Origin of the sequence: Paraburkholderia sp. PGU19 (genome assembly GCF_013426915.1) — a bacterium.
GTDB lineage: Bacteria > Pseudomonadota > Gammaproteobacteria > Burkholderiales > Burkholderiaceae > Paraburkholderia.
Map to the genome: position 1 here is coordinate 2,461,030 of NZ_AP023180.1, position 20,949 is coordinate 2,481,978.

At 62.1% G+C, this 20,949-nt stretch carries 20 protein-coding genes; 10 read left to right on the forward strand and 10 right to left on the reverse strand.

All coding sequences use genetic code 11. The features are described from left to right. Positions 1-40: 40 nt before the first annotated feature. Positions 41-826 (forward strand): class II aldolase/adducin family protein, encoded by a 786-nt coding sequence (locus H1204_RS28695; RefSeq protein WP_180731841.1) that lies wholly within the window; start codon positions 41-43, stop codon positions 824-826. Positions 827-1,012: 186 nt separating this feature from the next. On the opposite strand, the gene pcaG is transcribed toward H1204_RS28695, so the two are convergent. Continuing rightward, entirely contained in the window at positions 1,013-1,603 is a 591-nt protein-coding gene (pcaG, locus tag H1204_RS28700; protein ID WP_180731842.1) for a protocatechuate 3,4-dioxygenase subunit alpha, read from the reverse strand. A gap of 2 nt (positions 1,604-1,605) precedes the next feature. Further along, complete coding sequence (gene pcaH / locus H1204_RS28705) at positions 1,606-2,310, reverse strand: protocatechuate 3,4-dioxygenase subunit beta (RefSeq protein WP_009771205.1); 705 nt, start codon at positions 2,308-2,310, stop codon at positions 1,606-1,608. 109 nt (positions 2,311-2,419) lie between these two features. Between pcaH and pcaQ the strand changes: the two genes are divergently transcribed. Then, positions 2,420-3,562, forward strand: a complete 1,143-nt coding sequence (gene pcaQ, locus H1204_RS28710) for a pca operon transcription factor PcaQ (protein WP_180731843.1) — start codon at positions 2,420-2,422, stop codon at positions 3,560-3,562. Positions 3,563-3,679: 117 nt separating this feature from the next. Next, complete coding sequence (locus H1204_RS28715) at positions 3,680-4,807, forward strand: VOC family protein (protein ID WP_180731844.1); 1,128 nt, start codon at positions 3,680-3,682, stop codon at positions 4,805-4,807. Between the two features lie 799 nt (positions 4,808-5,606). On the opposite strand, the gene H1204_RS28720 is transcribed toward H1204_RS28715, so the two are convergent. Further along, positions 5,607-6,239 carry an XRE family transcriptional regulator gene (locus H1204_RS28720; protein ID WP_180731845.1) on the reverse strand — a complete coding sequence of 211 codons (633 nt, stop codon included), beginning with the start codon at positions 6,237-6,239 and terminating at the stop codon, positions 5,607-5,609. A 324-nt stretch (positions 6,240-6,563) separates the two neighbouring features. Here H1204_RS28720 and H1204_RS28725 point away from each other — a divergent pair, with 324 nt between their 5' ends. Together H1204_RS28725 and H1204_RS28730 are read left to right on the forward strand one after the other, a co-directional pair. Beyond that, positions 6,564-8,063: an aldehyde dehydrogenase family protein gene (locus tag H1204_RS28725; RefSeq protein ID WP_180731846.1), complete on the forward strand. Its 1,500-nt coding sequence runs from the start codon at positions 6,564-6,566 to the stop codon at positions 8,061-8,063. 129 nt (positions 8,064-8,192) lie between these two features. Further along, the gene (locus H1204_RS28730) at positions 8,193-9,365 is read left to right on the forward strand and encodes an FAD-binding oxidoreductase (RefSeq protein WP_180731847.1); all 1,173 of its coding nucleotides are present in this window, start codon (positions 8,193-8,195) and stop codon (positions 9,363-9,365) included. A gap of 13 nt (positions 9,366-9,378) precedes the next feature. On the opposite strand, the gene H1204_RS28735 is transcribed toward H1204_RS28730, so the two are convergent. From H1204_RS28735 to H1204_RS28755, 5 genes are all read right to left on the reverse strand, one after another. After that, a complete protein-coding gene (locus H1204_RS28735; protein ID WP_180731848.1) occupies positions 9,379-10,968 on the reverse strand; it encodes an amino acid carrier protein in 1,590 nt (529 codons plus the stop codon). A gap of 187 nt (positions 10,969-11,155) precedes the next feature. Then, positions 11,156-11,665 (reverse strand): metal-dependent hydrolase, encoded by a 510-nt coding sequence (locus H1204_RS28740; RefSeq protein WP_180731849.1) that lies wholly within the window; start codon positions 11,663-11,665, stop codon positions 11,156-11,158. A gap of 129 nt (positions 11,666-11,794) precedes the next feature. Further along, the gene (locus H1204_RS28745) at positions 11,795-12,133 is read right to left on the reverse strand and encodes a sugar ABC transporter ATPase (protein WP_180731850.1); all 339 of its coding nucleotides are present in this window, start codon (positions 12,131-12,133) and stop codon (positions 11,795-11,797) included. A 231-nt stretch (positions 12,134-12,364) separates the two neighbouring features. Further along, a complete protein-coding gene (locus H1204_RS28750) occupies positions 12,365-12,784 on the reverse strand; it encodes a hypothetical protein (RefSeq protein ID WP_180731851.1) in 420 nt (139 codons plus the stop codon). A 298-nt stretch (positions 12,785-13,082) separates the two neighbouring features. Next, positions 13,083-14,237, reverse strand: coding sequence for a porin (locus H1204_RS28755; protein ID WP_180731852.1), 1,155 nt, complete (start codon positions 14,235-14,237; stop codon positions 13,083-13,085). A gap of 685 nt (positions 14,238-14,922) precedes the next feature. On the opposite strand from H1204_RS28755, the gene H1204_RS28760 reads away from it, so the two are divergent. After that, entirely contained in the window at positions 14,923-15,426 is a 504-nt protein-coding gene (locus tag H1204_RS28760) for a hypothetical protein (protein WP_180731853.1), read from the forward strand. Between the two features lie 26 nt (positions 15,427-15,452). Here H1204_RS28760 and H1204_RS28765 read toward each other — a convergent pair whose 3' ends face one another. Then, a complete protein-coding gene (locus H1204_RS28765) occupies positions 15,453-15,887 on the reverse strand; it encodes an HIT domain-containing protein (RefSeq protein WP_024162913.1) in 435 nt (144 codons plus the stop codon). A 659-nt stretch (positions 15,888-16,546) separates the two neighbouring features. Next, positions 16,547-16,984 (reverse strand): hypothetical protein, encoded by a 438-nt coding sequence (locus H1204_RS28770; protein ID WP_180731854.1) that lies wholly within the window; start codon positions 16,982-16,984, stop codon positions 16,547-16,549. 328 nt (positions 16,985-17,312) lie between these two features. Between H1204_RS28770 and H1204_RS28775 the strand changes: the two genes are divergently transcribed. From H1204_RS28775 to H1204_RS28790, 4 genes are read left to right on the forward strand one after another with little or no spacing between them, the layout of a single operon-like run. Further along, a complete protein-coding gene (locus H1204_RS28775; protein WP_243468692.1) occupies positions 17,313-17,921 on the forward strand; it encodes a CDP-alcohol phosphatidyltransferase family protein in 609 nt (202 codons plus the stop codon). Then, a complete protein-coding gene (locus H1204_RS28780; protein WP_180731856.1) occupies positions 17,921-18,775 on the forward strand; it encodes a 2OG-Fe(II) oxygenase in 855 nt (284 codons plus the stop codon). The genes H1204_RS28775 and H1204_RS28780 overlap by 1 nt, the downstream gene beginning before the upstream one ends. Next, complete coding sequence (locus H1204_RS28785) at positions 18,772-19,776, forward strand: flippase-like domain-containing protein (protein WP_091786377.1); 1,005 nt, start codon at positions 18,772-18,774, stop codon at positions 19,774-19,776. The genes H1204_RS28780 and H1204_RS28785 overlap by 4 nt, the downstream gene beginning before the upstream one ends. Positions 19,777-19,797: 21 nt before the next feature. Continuing rightward, a complete protein-coding gene (locus H1204_RS28790) occupies positions 19,798-20,562 on the forward strand; it encodes a phosphocholine cytidylyltransferase family protein (RefSeq protein WP_180731857.1) in 765 nt (254 codons plus the stop codon). The last annotated feature ends 387 nt before the right edge of the window (positions 20,563-20,949 follow it).

The window sequence follows — 20,949 nt, forward strand, 5'->3', positions numbered from 1 at the left end:
CTGCGTAGCACCGCGCGACTGTTTTCACGGAGGCACCGCCATGTCCGACACGATTCCGCAACCGGCTGGATATAGCAGCGAAGAATGGGCGACGCGCTGTGAGCTTGCCGCGCTGTATCGGCTGGTCGCGCATTTCCGCATGACCGATCTGATCGACACGCATATCACCGCGCGCGTGCCCGGCCCCGAGCATCACTTTCTGATCAACCGCTATGGCGTGCTCTTTCACGAGATACGCGCGTCGGATCTCGTGAAGATCGATCGCGACGGGCGCGTCGTCGAAGCGGCGGACAAGGTCGCCGCCGATCCGAAGCGGTATCGCGTGAATGCGGCGGGCTTCACGATCCATTCGGCTGTGCACACGGCGCGACCTGATATGCACTTTGTGATTCACACGCATACGTCGGCGGGTTCGGCTGTGTCCGCGCAAAAGCAGGGCTTGCTGCCGATCAGCCAGCACGCGCTGAAGTTCTACGGCGTGCTCGCGTATCACGACTACGAAGGCATTGCGCTCGATCTCGGCGAGCGCGAGCGCCTCGTCGCCGATCTGGGATCATGCAACGCGATGATCCTGCGCAATCACGGCCTGCTGGCGGGCGGCAAGTCGGCGGCGACGGCGTTTCAGGAGATCTATTTTCTCGAACGCGCGTGTCAGATCCAGATCGATGCGCTCGCGGGCAATGCCGAACTGACACTGCCGCCCGAGCATGTGCGCAAGCTCACGGCCAGCCAGTTCGCACGCGACGACGAAGAAGGCATCGCGGAACTGGCGTGGGAATCGGCTTTGCGGCTGATCGATAATTCGGTTTCGGATTACCGCAGTTGACCCACGGCGCAGCGCCACGAAACGCAGACGAAAAAAAGCCCGCATCAAAGCGGGCATCCAAAACTGCTCGGAGTTTCGTTGCGCGATTTGACTCGCGCAACGCATCCTAACGTTTATTTGTGAACAGGCGATGAACCCTTGCATCAAATGCATGCGAGGTTCGCACGCCCTGCATCGCATCACAGGTCACAGGTCGAAGAACACCGTTTCCTTCGGGCCTTGCATGTGGATGTCGAAGCGATAGACAGCCTTGCCGCCATTCGTTTCGCGCTTCGCGACCAGCGTCGCGCGGCGCTCGGCGGGCACGCTCGCAAGCACGGGGTCCTTGTCGTTCGCAGCGGTTTCGTCGTCGAAGTAGACGCGCGTGAACGTGTGCAGCAGCATGCCGCGCATCGTCACGATCACGTTCAGATGCGGCGCTTCATCCGGCGACGCGCGGCCCGGTTTCACCGTTTCGATGATGAAGCGCTTCTGCGGGTCCGTGCCCGTGCCGAAGCGCGCAAAGCCGCGAAAGCCCGACTTCGCCACTTCTTCACGCGACTGCGGATAGCGGCCTTCGCTGTCCACCTGCTGCACCTCGATCATCGCGTCGCCGATCACCGCGCCGTCGCCGTCGAACACCTGGCCAATCAGCGTGATGTGCTCGCCCTCCGCTTCGCGGTCGGCCAGCACGTTCGTGAACAGGCTCTTCAGATCGAAATTGTATTGCTCGGGGCACAGGCCGTAGGCGAAGTACGGTCCGACCGTCTGCGAAGGGGTTTGCTTAAGCGTCGTCATGATTAGCGCTCCATCGGAGTTTCGTTCGGGCCGCGCAGCACGATGTCGAATTCATAGCCGAGCGCGTAGTTTTCCTGGGTCACGTCGAGCGTGAAGCGCGAGATCAGACGGTCGCGCGCGCCTTCGGGCGTGCCCTGGAAGATCGGGTCGTACTGCAGCAGCGGGTCGCCGGGGAAGTACATCTGCGTGACGAGGCGCGAGCCGAAGTAGTCGCCGAACAGCGAGAAGTGGATGTGGTTCGGACGCCACGCGTTCGGGTGATTGCCCCACGGATACGCGCCGGGCTTGATCGTCATGAAGCGGTAGCGGCCTTCGTTGTCGGTCAGGCAGCGGCCCGCGCCGAGGAAGTTCGGGTCGAGCGGCGCATCGTGCTGGTCGTTCTTGTGCACGTAGCGGCCCGCCGCATTTGCCTGCCACACTTCGACCAGCGTATTGCGCACCGGGCGGCCGCCTTCGTCGAGCACGCGGCCCGTCACGATGATGCGTTCGCCGAGCGGTTCGCCGTTCTTCGCGGCATTGCGCGTCAGGTCGTTATCGAGCGCGCCGAGGTCTTCCGCGCCGTAGACGGGCACGCGCTGGTCGCGCAGGCGCTCTTTCAGCGGAATCAGCGGGCGGGTCGGGCCGCGCTTGACGGACGATCCATACGGCGAATGGACGTAGGCGGGATGCGAGGGGAAGTCGCGCGGACTCAGAATGGAATCGTCCATCAGGTGTCTCCTTGGGGGATTCGATTTTGGCTAGTGGATGACGTGACTTTATAGAAGCCGAGAAGTTATGCAAAATGACGTTTTTTCCCATCTCGTATAACGATCCGTTATGCAACGCAGCCTCGCGGACAGCCGCGTCAAATTCCGGCACCTGCAGTGTTTTCTCGCTGTCGCGCAGTTCGGCGGCGTGCAGAAAGCGGCGGAGAGCCTGTCGATCACCCAGCCGGCCGTGTCGAAGACGGTGGCCGAACTGGAAGAGATTCTCGGCGTGCGCCTGTTCGAGCGCGGCCGGCACGGCGCCGTGCCGACGCGCGAAGGCCAGCTCTTCATGCCGCACGCCAGCGCCTGTGTGAGCGCGCTGCGCCAGGGTGTCGATCTGCTCGCGCGCGTGGAAGGCGAGGCCGCCGCGACGCTCGATATCGGCGTGCTGCCGACCGTCGCGACGTCGCTCGTGCCGCCCGTGATGCGCCTGTTCGGCGAGCAGTGGCCCAACGCGATCGTGCGGCTCAAGACGGGTTCGAATACCGAACTGCTGGAGCGCCTGAAGGCGGGCGCGATCGAATTCGCCGTGGGCAGGCTGGCCGATCCCGAACGCATGGTGGGGCTGACGTTCGAGCAGCTTTATAGCGAGCCGCTCGTTGCCGTGGTGCGCGCGGGGCACGCGCTGGCGTCGGGCCCGCTGTCGTCAGCCACGCGCCTGCTGGAGTTTTCCGTCGTCGTGCCGCCGTACGGGACGCTGATCCGGCAATCGGCGGAAAGCCTGCTGCGCGCGTGGGCCGTGCCGCCGCTGTCGTCTTTCGTCGAGGTGCTGTCGGTGTCGGTGGGACGCGCGCTCGCGCTCGAAAACGACGCCGTGTGGTTTGTGCCGCGCAGCGCAATCGAGTACGAACTGGCGCACGGCTTGCTGGTCCCATTGCCGTTGCCCGTTGCCGGCACGGAAGAACCCGTCGGCCTGATCCTGCGCTCGGACACGCAGCCGACGCCCGTCGGCCGCGCGCTGATCGACGCCGTGCGCAAGGTCGCGCGCGAGCGGCTCGCGCGCTATGTGCAGGCCCGCGCGGAAGAGGGGCAGGGCAAATCGACGGGCAAGCGCCGCGCGCAGCACGGCGCCCGTAAAGACGCCAAAGCCGAGGTTGGCGCTGACGTCAGTATTGACGTGACGCGCGACGCGAGCCATGGTGCAACAAAGCGCGGCGTGAAGCCACAAGGGGACAAAGCCCCGGGCGCGTCGCGCAGGAAGGTGCATCTTTGAACCGACTAGTACAAAATCGAGGTTGCACGAGTGGCGCTGCGCGGTGTAAAACACGGTGCGCGGCGCCCCGATCTACCCGCTTGCCGAGTTGAAACAGCACGATTCATGGAGATGCACATGCCCAGCGACCTGCCGACCCCTGCCGACGCGCTCAAGGCCGTTGCGGACCCGGAGCACAATCCGCTCGGCACGGCCGGCATCGAGTTCGTCGAGTTTGCCGCGCGCCATCCGCAGACACTCGCCGACACCTTCGTGAAGCTTGGCTTCAAGCCGATTGCGCGCCACATCAGCAAGGACGTGACGCTGTTCCGTCAGGCCGACATGAATTTTCTGCTGAACGCGGAGCCGGATTCGTTCGCCGAGCGCTATGCGGAAGAATATGGCGTAGGCATCTGCGCGATCGGCATTCGCGTCGCCGATGCACAGCGTGCTTATGACCGCGCGACGGAACTCGGCGCGTGGTCGTTCGAAGGCGAGCGGGTCGGCAAGGGCGAGCTGACGATTCCCGCCATTCAGGGCATCGGCGATTCACATATCTATTTCGTCGACCGCTGGCGCGGGCGGGGCGGCCAGAAGGGCGGCCTCGGCGACATTTCGATTTTCGACATCGACTTTCGCCCGATTGAACCGAGCACCGCGCAGGCCGATCTGAGCCACGCCGGCACGGGCCTCATCGCCGTCGATCATCTGACGCAAACGGTCGGCGCGGGCCGTATGCAGGAATGGATCGACTTCTATCGCGAGCTGCTCAATTTCCGTGAGATTCACGAGTTGCATGCGAACTGGCATGTGTCGGCGGAATCGCGCGTGATGGTGTCGCCGTGCGGCGCGATCCGCATTCCGTTGTACGAGGAAGGCACGCGGCGCACGAGCCTGATGCATGAATATCTGCCCGATCATCCGGGTGAAGGCGTACAGCACATCGCGCTCGCCACCGAGGATATTTTTGCCTGTGTCGATCAATTGCTTGCTAACGGCATCGAGCTGGTCGAGCCGCCGCCGGCGTATTACGAGCAGATCGATACGCGTCTGCCGGGGCATGGGCTCGATATCGAGCGCCTGAGGCGCGGGCGGATTCTGGTCGATGGGGAGATTGGTGCGGATGGCGTGCCGCTGCTGTTCTTCCAGACTTTTGTGCGGCGGCGCGAAGGTGACATCTTCTTTGAGATCGTGCAGCGCAAAGGGCATCATGGGTTTGGTGAAGGCAATCTCGGGGCGCTTGCGCAGGCGCGGTCGGCGGATTAAGCGTTCGCGGCGCGGGCGTTGCCAGTCGGTGTTTGCCTTTTCGCTGGCATCCGCGATTTGCCCATGGGCGTTTGGGTTTTCGCTGGCATCCGCGATGCGTTAGCGTGCTTCAAGCGTCGCCCCTGTGCGGGGCGGCACCTACTTTTCTTTGCCGCCGCAAAGAAAAGTAGGCAAAAGAAAGCGGCTCACACCGCCCGTTCTTGTATTTGCCTGAGGGCCCCCAACCGGTCTTGCGCTTCACACGGCAACGTCCTTGTTCGCGTGTGTTGCCAACGCGCTGAATGACCGCCTCACCCACTTCAAGCACCCGAACAAGAGCTAGCGGCAGCGAATGGTATGTGCCGCCCAGGTGGCAAACTGTGTGCAGGTTGTCGCGTCGTATAGCTTGGCGCTCTTACAGGGTGGCACGCGTGCGCTATCGGTCCGAAGTGAGGCATGTGTGTCTCTACAGCCTACACACAGTTTGCCACCTGGGCGGCGGTGGACTATCTGGCACGGCGTGCTGTAGTGAGGGTGTATGAAGCGGGTGATGCGCGTCGCAAGAGCGCTGGCAACGAACGTAGGTCACGTGATTGCCGTGTGAAGCGTAAGGCCCTGTGGGGGCCCTCAGGCAGGAAGAAGGATTGGCGGTGTGAGCCGCTTTCTTTTGCCTACTTTTCTTTGCGGCGGCAAAGAAAAGTAGGTGCCGCCCCGCACAGGGGCGACGCGTGAAGCACGCTAACGCATCGCGGATGCCAGCGCAAAGCCAAACGCCCATGGGCAAATCGCGGATGCCAACAACAAAACAAGCAAACCACCGCTATTTCTTCGACGCAGCGCCACCACTCCCCGCCTGCGGCAGATCAGCACTCGTCGCCATCCACAAAACTTCCGCATCTTCTTCACTAGTCGACACAGCAGCATGCCCCGTGCGGCTATCGAAATAGAGGCTGTCACCCGCATTCAGATGCGTAGGCGCATACAACTCCGAATACAGACACACGCTGCCGCTGATCACATACAGAAACTCTTCGCCCTCGTGGCGACCCCAATCGTCGAATGCGTCGAGCGTGTGCGCAGTGATGCGAATGCGAAACGGCAGCATCGCCTTGTGCGCGAGGTCCGTCGCCAGCAGTTCCATCTGATAGCCACGATAAGCGTGACGCTGACCCGCGTCCTTGCGCGTAAGGGCGCGCCGCCCGCTCGCGTTGACTTTCGGCGTCGAGCCGAACAGTTCGCCCAGATCGATCTTCAGACCCACGACGATTTTTTGCAGCACGTCGAAGGTCGGCGACATCAGGCCGTTTTCGATCTTCGACAGCGTGGAGCGCGATACGCCGCACAGGCGGCTGGCCGTTTCGAGCGTCAGGTCGTGCGCGAGCCGCGCGGCACGCACCCGGCGGCCGAGGTCCGACGTCGAGCTTTCCGGCGACTTGGTGAGCGAGGTATCCATGGGTGTGAATGACTATGCAGCGTGATACTTTCAGTGTTTCCGATCATAACATCGGCCTGTTTGCGGACCGCCGCGCGGGCGGCGCGGCGAGTGATGGAAGCAGGCGGATTTCCGATCTGAAACGCACCCGCAGAGTGTGCACGATGATGCCTCGCGCTGAAAAGCATCACGCGTACAAACTCGGGAAAACCCTTATTCCCCCCCTTTTCAGCGTTTCACCGGTTCGCGCAAGTTCATGTCGCAACGCCGCTTGTCGCCATAAATGACGGCGTGTATAGTTTCCGAACTTACTTTTGTTTCGTATCGGAAATCAAGGGAATCCAGATGAACGCATCGAGCATCCTTGCCGATCTCGGCATTGCAGACGCAGCGCAAGCGGGCGACATCGCCGTCCATTCGCCCATCACGGGCGAACTCATCGGCCGCGTGGCCAGCCAGTCGGCGGCGCAAGTCGATACGGTGCTGGCCAGCGCGAAACAGGCATTCGAGCAATGGCGCAACGTGCCCGCGCCGCGTCGCGGCGAACTCGTGCGCCTGCTCGGCCAGCGTCTGCGCGAGAAGAAGCAGGCGCTCGGCAGCATCATCACGCTGGAGACGGGGAAAATCCTGCAGGAAGGTCTCGGCGAAGTGCAGGAAATGATCGACATCTGCGACTTCGCGGTCGGCCTGTCGCGCCAGCTGTACGGCCTGACGATCGCGTCGGAGCGCCCCGGCCACCGGATGGCCGAATCGTGGCATCCCATGGGTACCTGCGTCGTGATCTCGGCGTTCAATTTCCCGGCGGCCGTGTGGTCGTGGAATGCGGCGCTCGCGCTCGTGTGCGGCAATGCCGTGGTCTGGAAGCCGTCGGAGAAAACGCCGCTGACGGCGCTCGCCGTCAACCAGATTCTCAACGAAGCGCTGAAGGAATTCGGCGATGCGCCGGCGGGCCTCACGGCCGTCGTCAATGGCGGGCGCGACGTCGGCGCGAAGCTGGTCGCGGACCCGCGTGCGTCGATCGTCAGCGCGACGGGCAGCACGGAAATGGGCCGCACGGTCGGCGTCGAAGTGGCGAAGCGCTTCGGCCGGTCGCTGCTCGAACTCGGCGGCAACAATGCGGGCATCGTCGCGCAGACGGCTGACGAGGAACTGGCGCTGCGCGGCATCCTGTTCTCGGCGGTCGGCACTGCCGGGCAGCGCTGCACGTCGCTGCGTCGCCTGTTCGTGCACGACAGCGTGTACGAGCAAACCGTCGAGCGTCTGAAACAGCTTTATGCAAAGGTACCGATCGGCAATCCGCTCGAAAAGGGCACGCTGATGGGACCGCTGATCGACAAGCAGTCGTTCGCGCGCATGCAGGAATCGCTGCAACAGGCGGCGGCGGAGGGCGGCAAGGTGTTCGGCGGCGAACGCGTCGAAGTGAAGGGCTATGAAAACGGCTACTACGTGCGCCCCGCGCTGGTCGAAATGCCGTCGCAAACGGCTGTCGTGCTGAAGGAAACCTTCGCGCCGATTCTCTACGTGCTGCGCTACTCGGATTTCAACGACGCGATCGCAGCGAACAACGCGGCGCATCATGGCCTGTCGTCGTGCGTGTTCACGACCGACCTGCGCGAAGCCGAGCGCTTCACGTCGGATTCGGGCAGCGATTGCGGCATCGCGAACGTGAACATTGGGCCGAGCGGCGCGGAAATCGGCGGCGCGTTCGGCGGCGAGAAGGAAACGGGCGGCGGTCGCGAGTCCGGCTCGGATGCATGGAAGGCGTACATGCGGCGCGCGACGAACACCGTCAACTATTCGTCGGCGCTGCCGCTGGCGCAAGGCATCGACTTCAATATCGGCTGATGCTTCGGCGCGGCGTGCTCGGGCTTTGCATCTCATGACGCGCCGCGCTTCCTTCGATCAACCCGCTTAACGTTTCCAACCTGTCGCGGGCATGCGTTGCCCGCCGACCCGCTTCGTCTGGAGTGGCCTGTGAGTTCGAAAGTCGTCGTTGTCGGTGGAGGCGTGATCGGCAGTTCGATCGCGTATTTCTTGCGTCTGTCGGACCCGACGGTCAGCGTCACCGTGATCGAGCGCGATCCGACTTATGCGCGCTCGTCGTCGGCGTTATCGGCGGCGTCGATCCGGCAGCAGTTCTCCACGCCGCTCTCCATTCAGATGTCGCTGTTCGGCATCGAGTTTCTGCGAACGATTGGCGAGCGTCTGGAGATCGACGGCGCGAAGCCTTCCATCGATCTCCATGAAGGCGGTTATCTCTTTCTCGCGACGCCTTCGGGCGAAGCGACGCTGCGCGAGAATCACGCGCTGCAAAAGCGTCTCGGTGCCGACATCACGTTGCTCGACAAGACGGCATTGGCCGCGCGCTTTCCGTGGCTCAACACCGACGACCTGAGCGCGGGCGCATTCGGTGAAACGGGCGAGGGCTGGTTCGACGGCTATGGGCTCGTGCAGGCGTTGCGCAAGAAAGCGCAGGCGCTCGGCGCGCGTTACGTTGCCGATGACGTGACGGCGCTGCATCGCGAAGGGCGGCGCGTCACGCATGTCGTGACTTCACGCGGCGAGACTTTTCCATGCGATGTCGTCGTGAATGCGGCGGGCGCGTGGGCGCGGCGGGTGGCGTCGATGGCGGGTATCGAACTGCCTGTGTTCGCGCGACGCCGCAGCATCTTCAACGTCAGCTCGCCGGCGAAGCTTGAACGCGCTCCGTTGCTGATCGATCCGACGGGCGTGTACTTTCGTCCCGAGGGCACGTCGTATATCTGCGGCACGTCGCCGTCGCCCAGCAACGATCCCGACGACCTGCCGCTCGACGAAGTCGATCACGCCCTGTTCGACGACGTGATCTGGCCGACGCTCGCGCATCGCGTGCCGCAATTCGAGGCGCTGCGCGTCGAGCATTGCTGGTCCGGCTACTACGAATACAACGTGCTGGATCAGAACGCGATCATTGGTCATCACCCGGATGTCGACAATTGCATCTTTGCCAACGGGTTCAGCGGCCACGGGTTGCAGCAAGGACCCGCAACCGGGCGCGGCGTCAGCGAACTCATCCTGAACGGCCGGTACGTGACGCTCGATCTCTCTTCGCTCGGCTTTGCGCGCGTGCTGGAGAACCGGCCGATCGTCGAGAAAAACGTCGTGTGAGCGAAGGCGCCAGTTAGCTGCCGACGCGTTCCTTTTGCGCATCCGCTTGCTGGCGAACACCGCCGCGTTGATCGGCCGTCCAGTAGTCGGTGCGCACGCCGATCTGTTCCGACACGAACGGGCCGCCGCGCGTCGCGCGATAGTGCGCGAGCGCCCTGTAGACGAGGCGTTGCCCGACCAGCACGATCGGCACGTTGAGCAGCACCATCACGATGTTCATCAGATCGGACAGCGCCCAGAGATTGGGCAGTTCGAGTCCGGCCAGCACGGTCAGCGCGCCGAACGGCACGAACACCAGCGATCCCACCACACGAATCCCCGTGATGAAAGCGCGGCTGCGCGAAATGAAGTTCGCCGAAATCTCCGCGAACGAAATCATCCCTAGCAGCGTGGTAAAGGCAAACAGGCCATAACACACGCACATCACGATCTTGACGGCCTGCGCGACGGATGCGGGCACCAGCGTCTGCACCGAAGCCAGATAAACCGTGATCTTCGACGCGCGCACCGATTCCCACGCCTGACCGTCGACGGTGCCCGTCCACACATGCGCCATCACGACGATGAAACCCGTCATCGTGCAGATGACCATCGTGTCGAAAAACACGCCGAGACTTTGGACGAAGCCCTGTTCGCACGGGTGATCGTTATCGGCGATCGCGGCTGCCATTGTGATCGTCCCTTGCCCCGCTTCGTTCGACATCAGCCCGCGCTTGACGCCTTGCGCGAGCGCCGTGCCGATCGCGCCGCCGAACAGCGCATGCGGCGCGAATGCACCGACGATCACCTCGTGAAAGAAGTACGGAATCAGCGGCAGGTTGATCGCGATGATGACCAGCGACATCAGGCAGAACAGCGCGGCCTTGATGGGGACGAGCACGTCGGTGTACGCGGTCACGCGGCGGATGCCGCCCATGATGATGAACGAGCACGCGACGATCAGGCATGCCGCAATCGCGTAGTACACCGTCGACTGGCGAGCGAGATGCGTGCCCGTAACGGTATCGGCGATCGTGCCGATTGCGGTGAAGACGTTGAACGTTTGCGGCGGCACGTTGAACAGTGCATACACGATGAACACCAGCGACAGAAACGTGCCAACGATGCGCCGGTCGCCGAGTACGCGCCGCCCATAAAACGGCAGACCGCCGACGAACTCGTCGTGCTTTCTTTCCTTGAAAAGCTGCGCGAGCGTGGACTCCATGAAAGCCGTCGCCATGCCGAAGAACGCGGCGACCCACATCCAGAACAACGCGCCCGGTCCGCCGACGGAAATCGCGCCCGTGATGCCGACGATATTGCCGGGCCCCGCACGCATCGCCAGTCCGAGCATGAACGACGCGAGCGCGCTGACGCCCGTATTCGACGACTGCCGGCGCAACATGATGCGCACGATCTTGCCGACGTTCATCGTCTGGATGAAGCGTGTGCGGATCGAGAAGTGGATGCCGACGCCGACCAGCAACAGGATCGCGAACGGGAATTGCCCGAGCACGGGAATCTGCGACCAGGCTTTGAAGTTGGTGGGAAAGTCCCAGAGGAAATCCGAGATGGGTGCAATGAAGGCAAAGAATGCGTTCACGGATTGGAAAAGATCTTCCACGCGGCTTTCCTCTCAGGCGTCGACCTGTCTTGAGCAGGCGTTTTGAATTTGGGATATGCAGGGACGGACGGCAGGCATCGAGTGTGTGATGCTGCCGTTGCGGGTCGCCATTATACGGACGTGTTGCACGCCTGCCGACGGGCTAACGGACGTGCTTCTGATGAGCGAGCCGTCGCGGATCGGATGGCTAGAGAAGTTGTCTTAACAGCGTCAATGGGGCCGCGCCCGGCATCCAGACATGCGACACGACAAACCACGCGCCTACCCAGGACGCGGCGACGACGATCAGATCGCAATGCCCGCTGTTCCAGAGCTTCAACGAGTGACGCCCAAGAACCCACGGCACGCCGAGCGGATTCGGCCAGTCGGCCAGCAGATGCATCACGCCGCCGCATGCAAAGCCAAACGCGACGGCGGCTGCGGGATGATGCGCCATCGCGTGCCATGAGAAGAACAGCGCCGCGAGCCAGCCGAGTCCCCAATGCGTCGCCGTGCGATGCGTGATCCACAGACGCTTGCGTCGTGACCACCACGCCACTTCGAGCCAGTCAGGCGCGGTCGCGCCCGCGACGCCCGCCACGAACGCAAGCCACGCCCATACGTGAAATGGACCCTGCCATCCATGACGCGCGGCCAGTGCCGCTGCGATGACGCCGGCCGCCCAGCCTGTCGCGTGATGTGCTTTGCTCGATGCCATTGAAGTCGCGCGACGATGAAGGTCGCGGTAAAACGCGGGCGGCCATTCTTGCAGAAGCCCAGGCAAAAAAATAGCCCGCGACATGCGCGGGCCATGATGACTGGTCATGCGGTTACGAAGACTTACACATCAGGTCGTGCAACGTGCGATCGCAAAGCGCATTTCCTCTTCGGGCGGATCGTCGCCCGTGCCGCGTATGACCTTGATGACGGAGCCGCCGTTCGAAGGCGTCAGCGTGATGAAGTACGAACCGTTCGACGATGAGCCAACCGTCAGATCGGTCACACCGTTGTTCTTCGATACGTGTACGCGCGACAGACGGTGGTCGAGGCAACGTGCGATGTCCGACGCGGGCCGCGCCGACGATGCATACACCATCGGTTGGGCAGAGGTGCTGGCGTCGGGGCCGCGCGATGAGCCACACGCGGCGAGGATGGCGATGGGAGCGAGAAGGATGAGTCGTTTCATGATTGTGTCGTCGGCGTCTCCGTGCTGCGGGGTGCGTGGGCGCAAGCGAAGCGCAAGGCTTCGCGACGAAACCGCTTGCGTCGCCACGCTCATTCGGTGACTGAACTTCGAATGAAATGTGAACAACTGCAAACACGGCTTTGGCCGGAGTATACCGATGCAAGCGGGATGCGCATGCGTATCGTGTTAGAAATTAATTCGAAGCGGATCGTGGATCGTGGGGAGCGCCGGCTAGAAGCGATTCCTGTACGCGAGTCCGAGCGTCGTGCCGCGTGCCGTGCGCTGGTACGTGATCGCCCAGTGCGTCAGCGCCGCGCCCGTCAGCGCACCTAGCGCGTCGGCTGCAAGGTCCTTGTAGGAGAAGCCGTCGGTGCGGCAGGTGCCGTCGAACACTTCTTTCGCGAGGCCCGGTACGGTGCCAATCAGCGTTCCGTAGACGACGGGATGTTGCGTGTCGCGCGCGAGGTACGCGCCCAGCGCCCCGAAGGGCGCCGATACGGCGAAGTGGGCGAGCTTGTCGCTGCCTGTCCAGCTATCCGAGGACTGCACTCGCCAGCCGCCACGCGAGCCGCTGCAATCGAGTCCCGCGTGGGCGGCCGAACTGGCCGCCAGCATCAGGGCGAGCACGCCCGCCTGTCTGAACGTCGTCATTTGCTCTCCGATTTTGTTATGGAATTGCGCGCGTTGTGTCAGATGTCTTTGGCGCGTGTAAGCATTTAACGACAGACAGAATCAAATCATTAGTAAACCGAAAGAAAAGTGTCAACGAATGTGTCAGGACACGTGCGTGCGGGATCGCGTGCGCGCAGCGAGCATAAAAAAACGCGCGCGTCAGACAGCACGCGCGCGTTTTTCATGGAAGACACCGGCGGCCGGTGCGGATCGTCATCCGATCCGGCCGCCTGTGGCGTCGTCGCTATAGAGCTTGAAAGGGAGCCGGGAAGCGAGCTTAGAAGCGGTGACGCAGGCCGACAGCCACAGCCGTCTGGTTTTGCGTCGACGACGGCGTCAGCGTGTTGATTGCTGCGACGTTTGCGCCGAAGTTGCCGAGCTCGCCCGAAGCGTGCTGGTACACGCCTTCCAGGTACACGTCGGTGCGCTTGCTCAGCGAGTAGTCGCCTTGCAGCGAAACCGTGTGCCACTTCGGCGAGCCGTCGCCGTTCGAACCCGAGACCTTACCGTCCGTGAACGTGTACGCGGCTGCCAGGCTCAGCGCCGGCGTCAGCGCGTAACGGCCGTTGATTTCATAGTTGTCGAGGTGCAGGTTCGTGCCCGAGATGCCGTTGATGAACGTGCCGCCGACGTTCGCGCTCTGCAGGTTGTCCAGTTGCGAGTGCGTGTACACGAGGCCGACGGTCGCCGGGCCGTACGTGTAGTTCGCGCCGACACCGTACGTGCGTTGCGTTTGCGCTGCCAGTTGCGCTGCGCCGCCCGCACCTGCCGAGATCGCGCCGTTGGTGTTGTTGCTGCCCGAGTTGTTCAGTTGCAGGTAAGCGGCTGCGACGTTCAGCGGACCGTTCTTGTACGAAGCGCCTGCGCTCCATGCCCGGTTGTCCGCGAAGCCGTTAGCTTCGTTCGAGAAGCCATACAGGCCGCCGAACTGCAGGCCTGCGAAGTTCGGGCTCGCGTACTTGACCGAGTTCTTGACCGAGAACGAGTTGTCGAGGTTGTCGTTGTCGAACGGGTGGCCGGCCAGGTTGTTGCCGAAGCCCGAGCCCGCTGCCGACAGCGGCGCGAGGTAGTCGACCATCGAGTCATACTGACGGCCGAGGGTCAGCGTGCCGTACTGGTTGCTTTGCAGACCGACGTACGCCTGACGGTTGAACAGCGTGTTGTTTTCCTTGAGGCTGCCGTTGTTCAGGTTGAAGCCGCTTTCCAACGTGAAGATGGCGTGCAGGCCGTTACCGAGGTCTTCGCTGCCGCGCAGGCCGAAGTACGTGTCCGAAACCGAGCCGCTGCCTTGTTGCCAGTTGCTGTGACCAGCCTGGTTGTTCGTGTAGATGAGGCCTGCGTCCAGCGTGCCGTACAGGGTAACGCTGCTTTGCGCGTGGGCCGTTGCTGCGAAGGCGCCGAGAATGCCCGCGGCGATAAGGGTTTTTTTCATGCTTTATTACTCCGAGACTTTGCGTGGAGATCGTAATACGGAGCACGCGCTGCAATGCGTGCCGTCGATCCGGAGCGAAGTGTATTACCGATACTCGCCGGCTTACTTTCATCTGGCGCAACAATACTTTCCGAAAAACGGAACAGACGGATTAACGCCGCTAAGCATTTTGGTTTTAAAGGTTTTTTTGAATTAAACGTGGTCCGGGTGAGGTGTTGTCAATTGTCACATTGTTGCAATAGTGCGACGATGACGGCCGAAGGTCAGCCGGGTTAACCCGTTGAAAACCGTTTCCGTACGCCTTTGCAAGCCTCGATTAGTGCGATTTTCGGAAAGGTACTCTTCCATCCAGCGGGCTCGTCGGCACCGGGCACTGCTTATACAATTCGGCTTACCCCTTGACCAAGGGTTGTCTTTTTCATCTGTTTTTATGCGGCCTTCGGGCCGCTTTTTTTTGCCTTTAATCAAAGTAATACGGATCGATGAAATAAAGCTCAATAGATTATTTCGTAAATCGATGTCGAATTAAACTGAACTTTTTCATATTCGCACGATGAGGTGTCTTTGGTTGGCCATTGGTTATAGGCGTGCGTCTGCCCGATTTTGCGGCGGCGCGCCTGGGTAAAATGGAGGTTTCGCGCCGCAGCTTCGATGCGGCGCCCGACGAACCCGAACCCTCTCTGCAATGACCGATACGCCTCTCACCGAACCCGACGCCGGCAACGCGTCCGAAGCCCTGCATGAAGACCGTCTGTGGCGCGACAACGGCTGGACCGCACGCGTCAAAAAGAACGAAGACGACGACGGCTGGGCTGTCGAGATGATCAAGGACGGCGAGGCCGAACCCGCGCTGGTAGGTCCGTGGACGATGGGCCGCGACAAGAAGAATCCGAAACCGCTGGACACAGGCGCATTCAACACGCTCGTGAAGACGGCTTCGGAAGTACTGCGTCGTCATGAACAGCAACTGCACGCGCAGTTGCACAAGCGGATGGCGGTGGAGTCCGGCGACGCCACCATCGAAGTCACACTCGATATCGTCCCTGACGAGGACGATCCCTATGCAATGCTGACCGCGTTTGATTCCTTCGGCGAGCAGCTCGCGCAAGTGAAGGTCGCGCCGAACTTCAAGCTCAGCAGAGCGAGCGCGGCGTCGTGGGTCGAGAACGAGTTTCGTCGGCCGGGATGACGCCGCTTATACCTGCCGTTAGCGGCTCAGGCGGACGCGGGCTTGTCCAGCTCTGCCTTGATGCGCCCGGCCAGCACGCGCAGTTCGTCGAGATCGGCGCGCTCGGCGGCGTGAATCTTCAACGGAATGCCGTCGTGACGCGGAATCACATGAAAGTGCACGTGCGGCACGGTCTGGCCTGACGCTGCGCCGTTCAGTTGCGCGATCATCATTCCCGGCGGGTTGAGCGCGGCTTTCACGGCAATCGCGACCTTGCGCGCGGTGCGGATCGCGGCGGCCGCTGCGTCTTCCGACAGTTCGAACAGCTCGGCCGCGGGCTCTTTCGGCAGAACCAGCACGTGGCCTTCGGCCTGCGGCATGATGTCCATCATCGCAACGGTGTGCTCGTCTTCATAAATGCGGATAGACGGCAATTCGTCACGCAGGATGCGGGCAAACGGGTTCTGCTGATCGTAGGGCATGTGAGGCTCCGGTGGTCAGGCGCATTGGCCTTGCATTGAAGGCCGTGCATGAATGGTCCGGGGATTTTAGCCGACGCGCTTTCAAGCGATATGCCGGGTGCGCGCGAGCATCGGTGCATCGATCGGCAACGCGGGCCGAACTTCCTTTCGTGGCAAGCACTTGCGTGTGGTGTGCTTAGCTTGTCCACATCCTTGTGAACAAAATCTGTGGACAATCGGGATGCGGTTCGCCGGGCTCGCGCGTTTGCCTGCTGCGTGCAGCGCGTTTAAGTCCAGTCGCATCAAGCACTTGCCGATCTCGTGCGCAGGATACTCACAGGCTTGTGAACAAAATCTGTGGACAACTTCGGGCCGTGTCCGCACGCCGGAGAAGCGTGTAAGAGCGACGCGACGGAGATGCATCGAGTGCAATCTGAGTTGCGTCAATGACTTGCGTCGATCTTGCTCAGGTTACTCACAGGCTTGTGAACAAAAACTGTGGACAAGAACAGGCTTGCGCGCGTCAAAAGCCGTCGATCAGCGAATGAATGCGCCCTTGCATGCACGACACACATTCCGAGCCACATCAATGACTTGGCGCGGTCGTGCGCAGGATACTCACAGGCTTACCCACGAAAAGTGTTGATAACTAACGTGCGCGTCGTCCTTCACGAAATCGCTCAACTGCGCTTGCAGAATATCGCCGTCACATGTGGCGCGACATGATGAACGATGGCGGTGCTCCCCGCGGCGGTGACGGCCGTCTGAACCTTCTCGTCGCTGCCCCAGACGACTGCGCCATACGCCGACTTCGCGAGCGGCTCTCCGCTGCCGGCGCGAAAGATCGGATCGTCCTGTTCATAGCCGACGACAGCGAACACGCTGAAGCCATACGCATCCAGATTCGCGCCGCGCACCGGGCGGAACGCGTTGATCGAATTGCTCTCGACGCGCATCGGTTTCGGATCGATCAGTTGTTGCGCGGCGAGATCGGCGATGAACTTGTGCGCCGATTGATCGCACGCAAGCGCAGTGTCGAGCGATGCGGCGCGCGCGGCGAGTGGCAGCGCCGACATCAGCATGGCGATGAGAGCAGAGCGGACAAAAAGCTGTTTCATGTTTTTGAAGAACATCCGCTCGATTGCGGACGAACAGGGAAGCAAAAAAACGCGGAGTACCGCGACGATCGACGACAAACTGGCCACGAAAATGGTGAGAAAGACTCGGTAACATCGGCGCGACCGGCACGCACTCTACCTGTGTTCGGAAAAACGTGCTGTCAGGGCGAGCACGAGTAGGTCTTTGAAAAGCAACAGAATTGTGTGCGACTAAGGCAAGAAAACGCGATCCCGTATATATTTCCGGGTTATGACTTCGCAATCACACCCTCCCCGGAGCGTTCCGCCGCCCAGAATGTGGGACGCCCGGCTCGCCCGGCGGCTCATCATGCCGCTCGTCGATACACCCGTTACGCCGAATCACCTGACCACCGTGCGCCTGTTGATCGGTCTCGCAGGCGGCCTGGCGTTGGCGCGCGGCGGATTCGCGTGGACCAACCTCGGCGCGTTTCTGATCGTGCTGTCCAACTTCGTCGATCACACGGATGGCGAGCTTGCGCGCGTCAGCGGCAAGACGAGCCGCATCGGTCATTTTTACGACCTCGCATGTGACGCGCTCGTGACGGTGCTGCTGTTCGGCGGCATGGGCTACGGCATGACGTCGGCGCAGGTCGGCAATCTGATCGGGCTGGCCGTGCCGCCGTTCGTGCTGGGTACGATCGCGGGCGTCGCGATCGCGCTGATTTTCTTCCTGCGCATGCGTATCGAGGAAATGGCGGGCAAGATGGGCACGAAGCAGGCGTCCGTCGGCGGCTTTGAAACCGAGGATGTGCTTTATCTGCTGCCGCTCGTCACGCTGACGGGCGGCGTCGCACCGTTTCTCGTGGCTGCGTCGATTGGCGCGCCGTTATTTGCTGCGTACGTGGTGATCGATTACCGGCGCGTCTTGCGCCGTACTCGCCCGGCGCAAAAAGACAGTCAAGCGTTGGTGAGTTGATGAGTTTGCCCGCAGAAGAACACGTGATTACAACCCACCCGATGGAACCCGCTGCCGGCCTCGCGCCGGCTTCTGCCGTTTCTGGGGCCGCTGCTTCGAGCGGCGTACCCGATGCGGATCGCGCTGTCGCAAGCCGCGTCCGCACGTTCGATAATGCGCAACTGCGCAAGGACTTCGATGACCAGAGCGCGTTTCTGTACCTCGAAGATTTCCTCGCGCCCGAAGTCACGGCGCAACTGATCGCCGCGGCGCGCGGGCTGCTGCCCGAAGTGAACCGCAACTATCTGCCGGGTCACAAGCAGGGCGGCAGCGTCAGCCGCCATACGATCGACCGCCTCGCGCCGTTCATCGCGCAGCTGTACCGCTCGAAAGAGCTGATCGGCTTCCTCGAGCATCTGACGGGTGACAAGCTGCTGCTGTCGCCGGCTGACGATCCGCACGCGTACGCGCTCTACTACTACACGAAACCGGGCGATCATATCGGCTGGCACTACGACACGTCTTACTACGACGGCCGCCGCTATACGCTGCTGCTCGGCGTGATCGACGAATCGTCGTGCCGTCTCGACTACGAGTTGCACACGCGCAATCCCGACAAGGCCGATCTGCCGGGCTCGGTGCAGATTCCGCCGGGCGGTCTCGTGTTCTTCGACGGCGACAAGCTGCGCCACCGCATCACGCCTGCGCTCGAAAACGAAATGCGCGTCTCGCTGACGTTCGAGTACGTCACCGATCCGAACATGCGCCCGTGGCGCCGCGTGATTTCGAATCTGAAGGATGCGATCGCGTACTTCGGCTTCCGTCAGGTGTTCAGCCAGTTCGCGCGCCGTAACGCCAAAGGAGAACGCGCGTGACGCGTGCTGCCGTGATCCTGCTGACGATCGGCGGTGGGCTGTTCGTCGCGTTGCTCGCATGGCAGGGCTTCGGCTCGGTCGTCTCGACGCTGATGGCGGCCGGCTGGGGTCTTGCCGTCGTCGCAGCGTTCCATTTGCTGCCGCTCGTGCTCGATGCGGGCGCAATCTCCGTGATGTTCGACAGGCGCCGAAAGGAAGTCACCGAACTCGACGCGGTGTTCGCGCGCTGGATCGGCGAATCGGTGAACAGCTTGTTGCCGGCTGGCCAGATCGGCGGGCCTGTGATGATGGTGCGCCAGTTGTCGCAACGCGGGCTGCGCATGCGCGACGCCGCGGCGGCGATCACCGTCAGCACCACGTTGCAGGCGCTTGCGCAAATCGTGTTCGCGATGCTCGGCCTGCTGCTGTTCGGCGCGTCGGCTGCGCATGGCGCGATGCAGGACTTGCAGACGGCGGCGCTGATCGCGACGGGCGTGCTGGCGGCGATGATCGTCGGCTTCTATATGGCGCAGCGGCGCGGCCTGTTCGGCAAGGCGTTGCGCGTCGTGTCGAAGGTATTCGGCAAGCGCGACTGGTCGGCGCTCACCACGCGGGCGGATGCCGTCGATGTCGCCGTGCGCGAGCTATACGACCAGCGCGGCAAGGTTGCGGCGAGCTTCGCACTGAGCCTTGCGGGCTGGATCATCGGTACGGTGGAAGTGTGGCTGGCGCTGCGCTTCCTCGGCCATCCCGTTGGCTGGGTGGATGCATTGCTGCTCGAAAGTCTCGGCCAGGCGATACGCGGCGCGGCTTTCGCGATTCCCGGCTCGCTTGGCATCCAGGAAGGCGGCTATCTGCTGCTCGCGCCGCTGGTCGGACTGCCGCCCGAGGCGGCGTTGGCGTTGTCGCTGGTGAAGCGCGCGCGCGAGTTGCTGCTGGGTCTGCCGGGCCTGCTTTATCTGCACTTCAGCGAACGTAGCTGGCAGCGGCGGCGCGATTCGCGTCTGCCTGCTGTCGATTGATTTTTTTAGAAAGGACCGCGAATGCGCGCCATCATTCTTGCTGCAGGTCTTGGCCTGCGTCTCCAGCAACCTGTCGGAGAACAGTTTCCCAAATGCCTGCTGCGTTTCGACGGCGTGACCTTGCTCGAGCGTCATTTACAAATGCTCGATGCGGCGGGCGTCGATGACGTCGTGCTCGCGCTGGGCTTTCAGCCGGAGCTGGTCGAAGCCGAACTGGAGCGGATCGAGTGGCCGCACAAGGTCGAGATCAGGCTGAATCCGCGTTTCGATCTTGGCAGTGTGCTGACGGTGCATACCGTTGCGGATGCGATGACGAGCGGCGGCGACGTGCTGCTGATGGATGCTGATGTGCTGTATGACGAGCGCATTTTGAGCGCCCTCGTTGCGGGCGAGCATGCTAATCGCCTGTTGATCGATCGCGATTTTGAGGTTGGCGATGAGCCCGTCAAGTTGTGTCTGAAGGATGGTGTGCCTGTTGAACTGCGCAAGCAGCTGGCTGTTGGGCTTGAGTACGACACGATTGGTGAATCGGTTGGGTTCTTCCGTCTGCGTGAAGAGACGGCAAAGCGATTTGCCGAGATCGTGGCGGGGTATGTCGATAGCGGGCGCGCGAATATGCCTCATGAAGAGGCGGTGCGGGATTTGCTGCTTGAGCGGAGTCATGTGTTTGACACTGCCGATGTTACGGGCGCGCCGTGGATTGAGATCGATTTTCCGAATGATGTTAAGCGGGCGGCTGCCGAGATTCTTCCTATGCTGCAGCCGATGGTGGGGGCTGCGCGGTAAGGGTTCGGGTTTTGGGTTTTTGGGTGTCTGCGACGCTGGGTGGTTTGCTTGTGGTTTGCGCTGGCATCCGCGAGTTGTTATCTAGCTTCATGCGTCGCCCCTGTGCGGGGCGGCACCTACTTTTCTTTGCCGCCGCAAAGAAAAGTAGGCAAAAGAAAGCGGCTAACACCGCCAATTTTTGTGTTTGCCTGAGGGCCCCCATCGGGTCTTACGCTTCACACGGCAGCGCACTCGTTCGCGCGTGTTGCCAACGCTTCGAATAAGCGCCTCACCCACTTCCAACACCCGCACAAAGGCTAGCGGCAGCGAATGGTTTCTGCCGCCCAGGTGGCAAACTGTGTGTAGGTTGTCGCGTCGTATAGGTTGGCGCTCTTACAGGGTGGAACG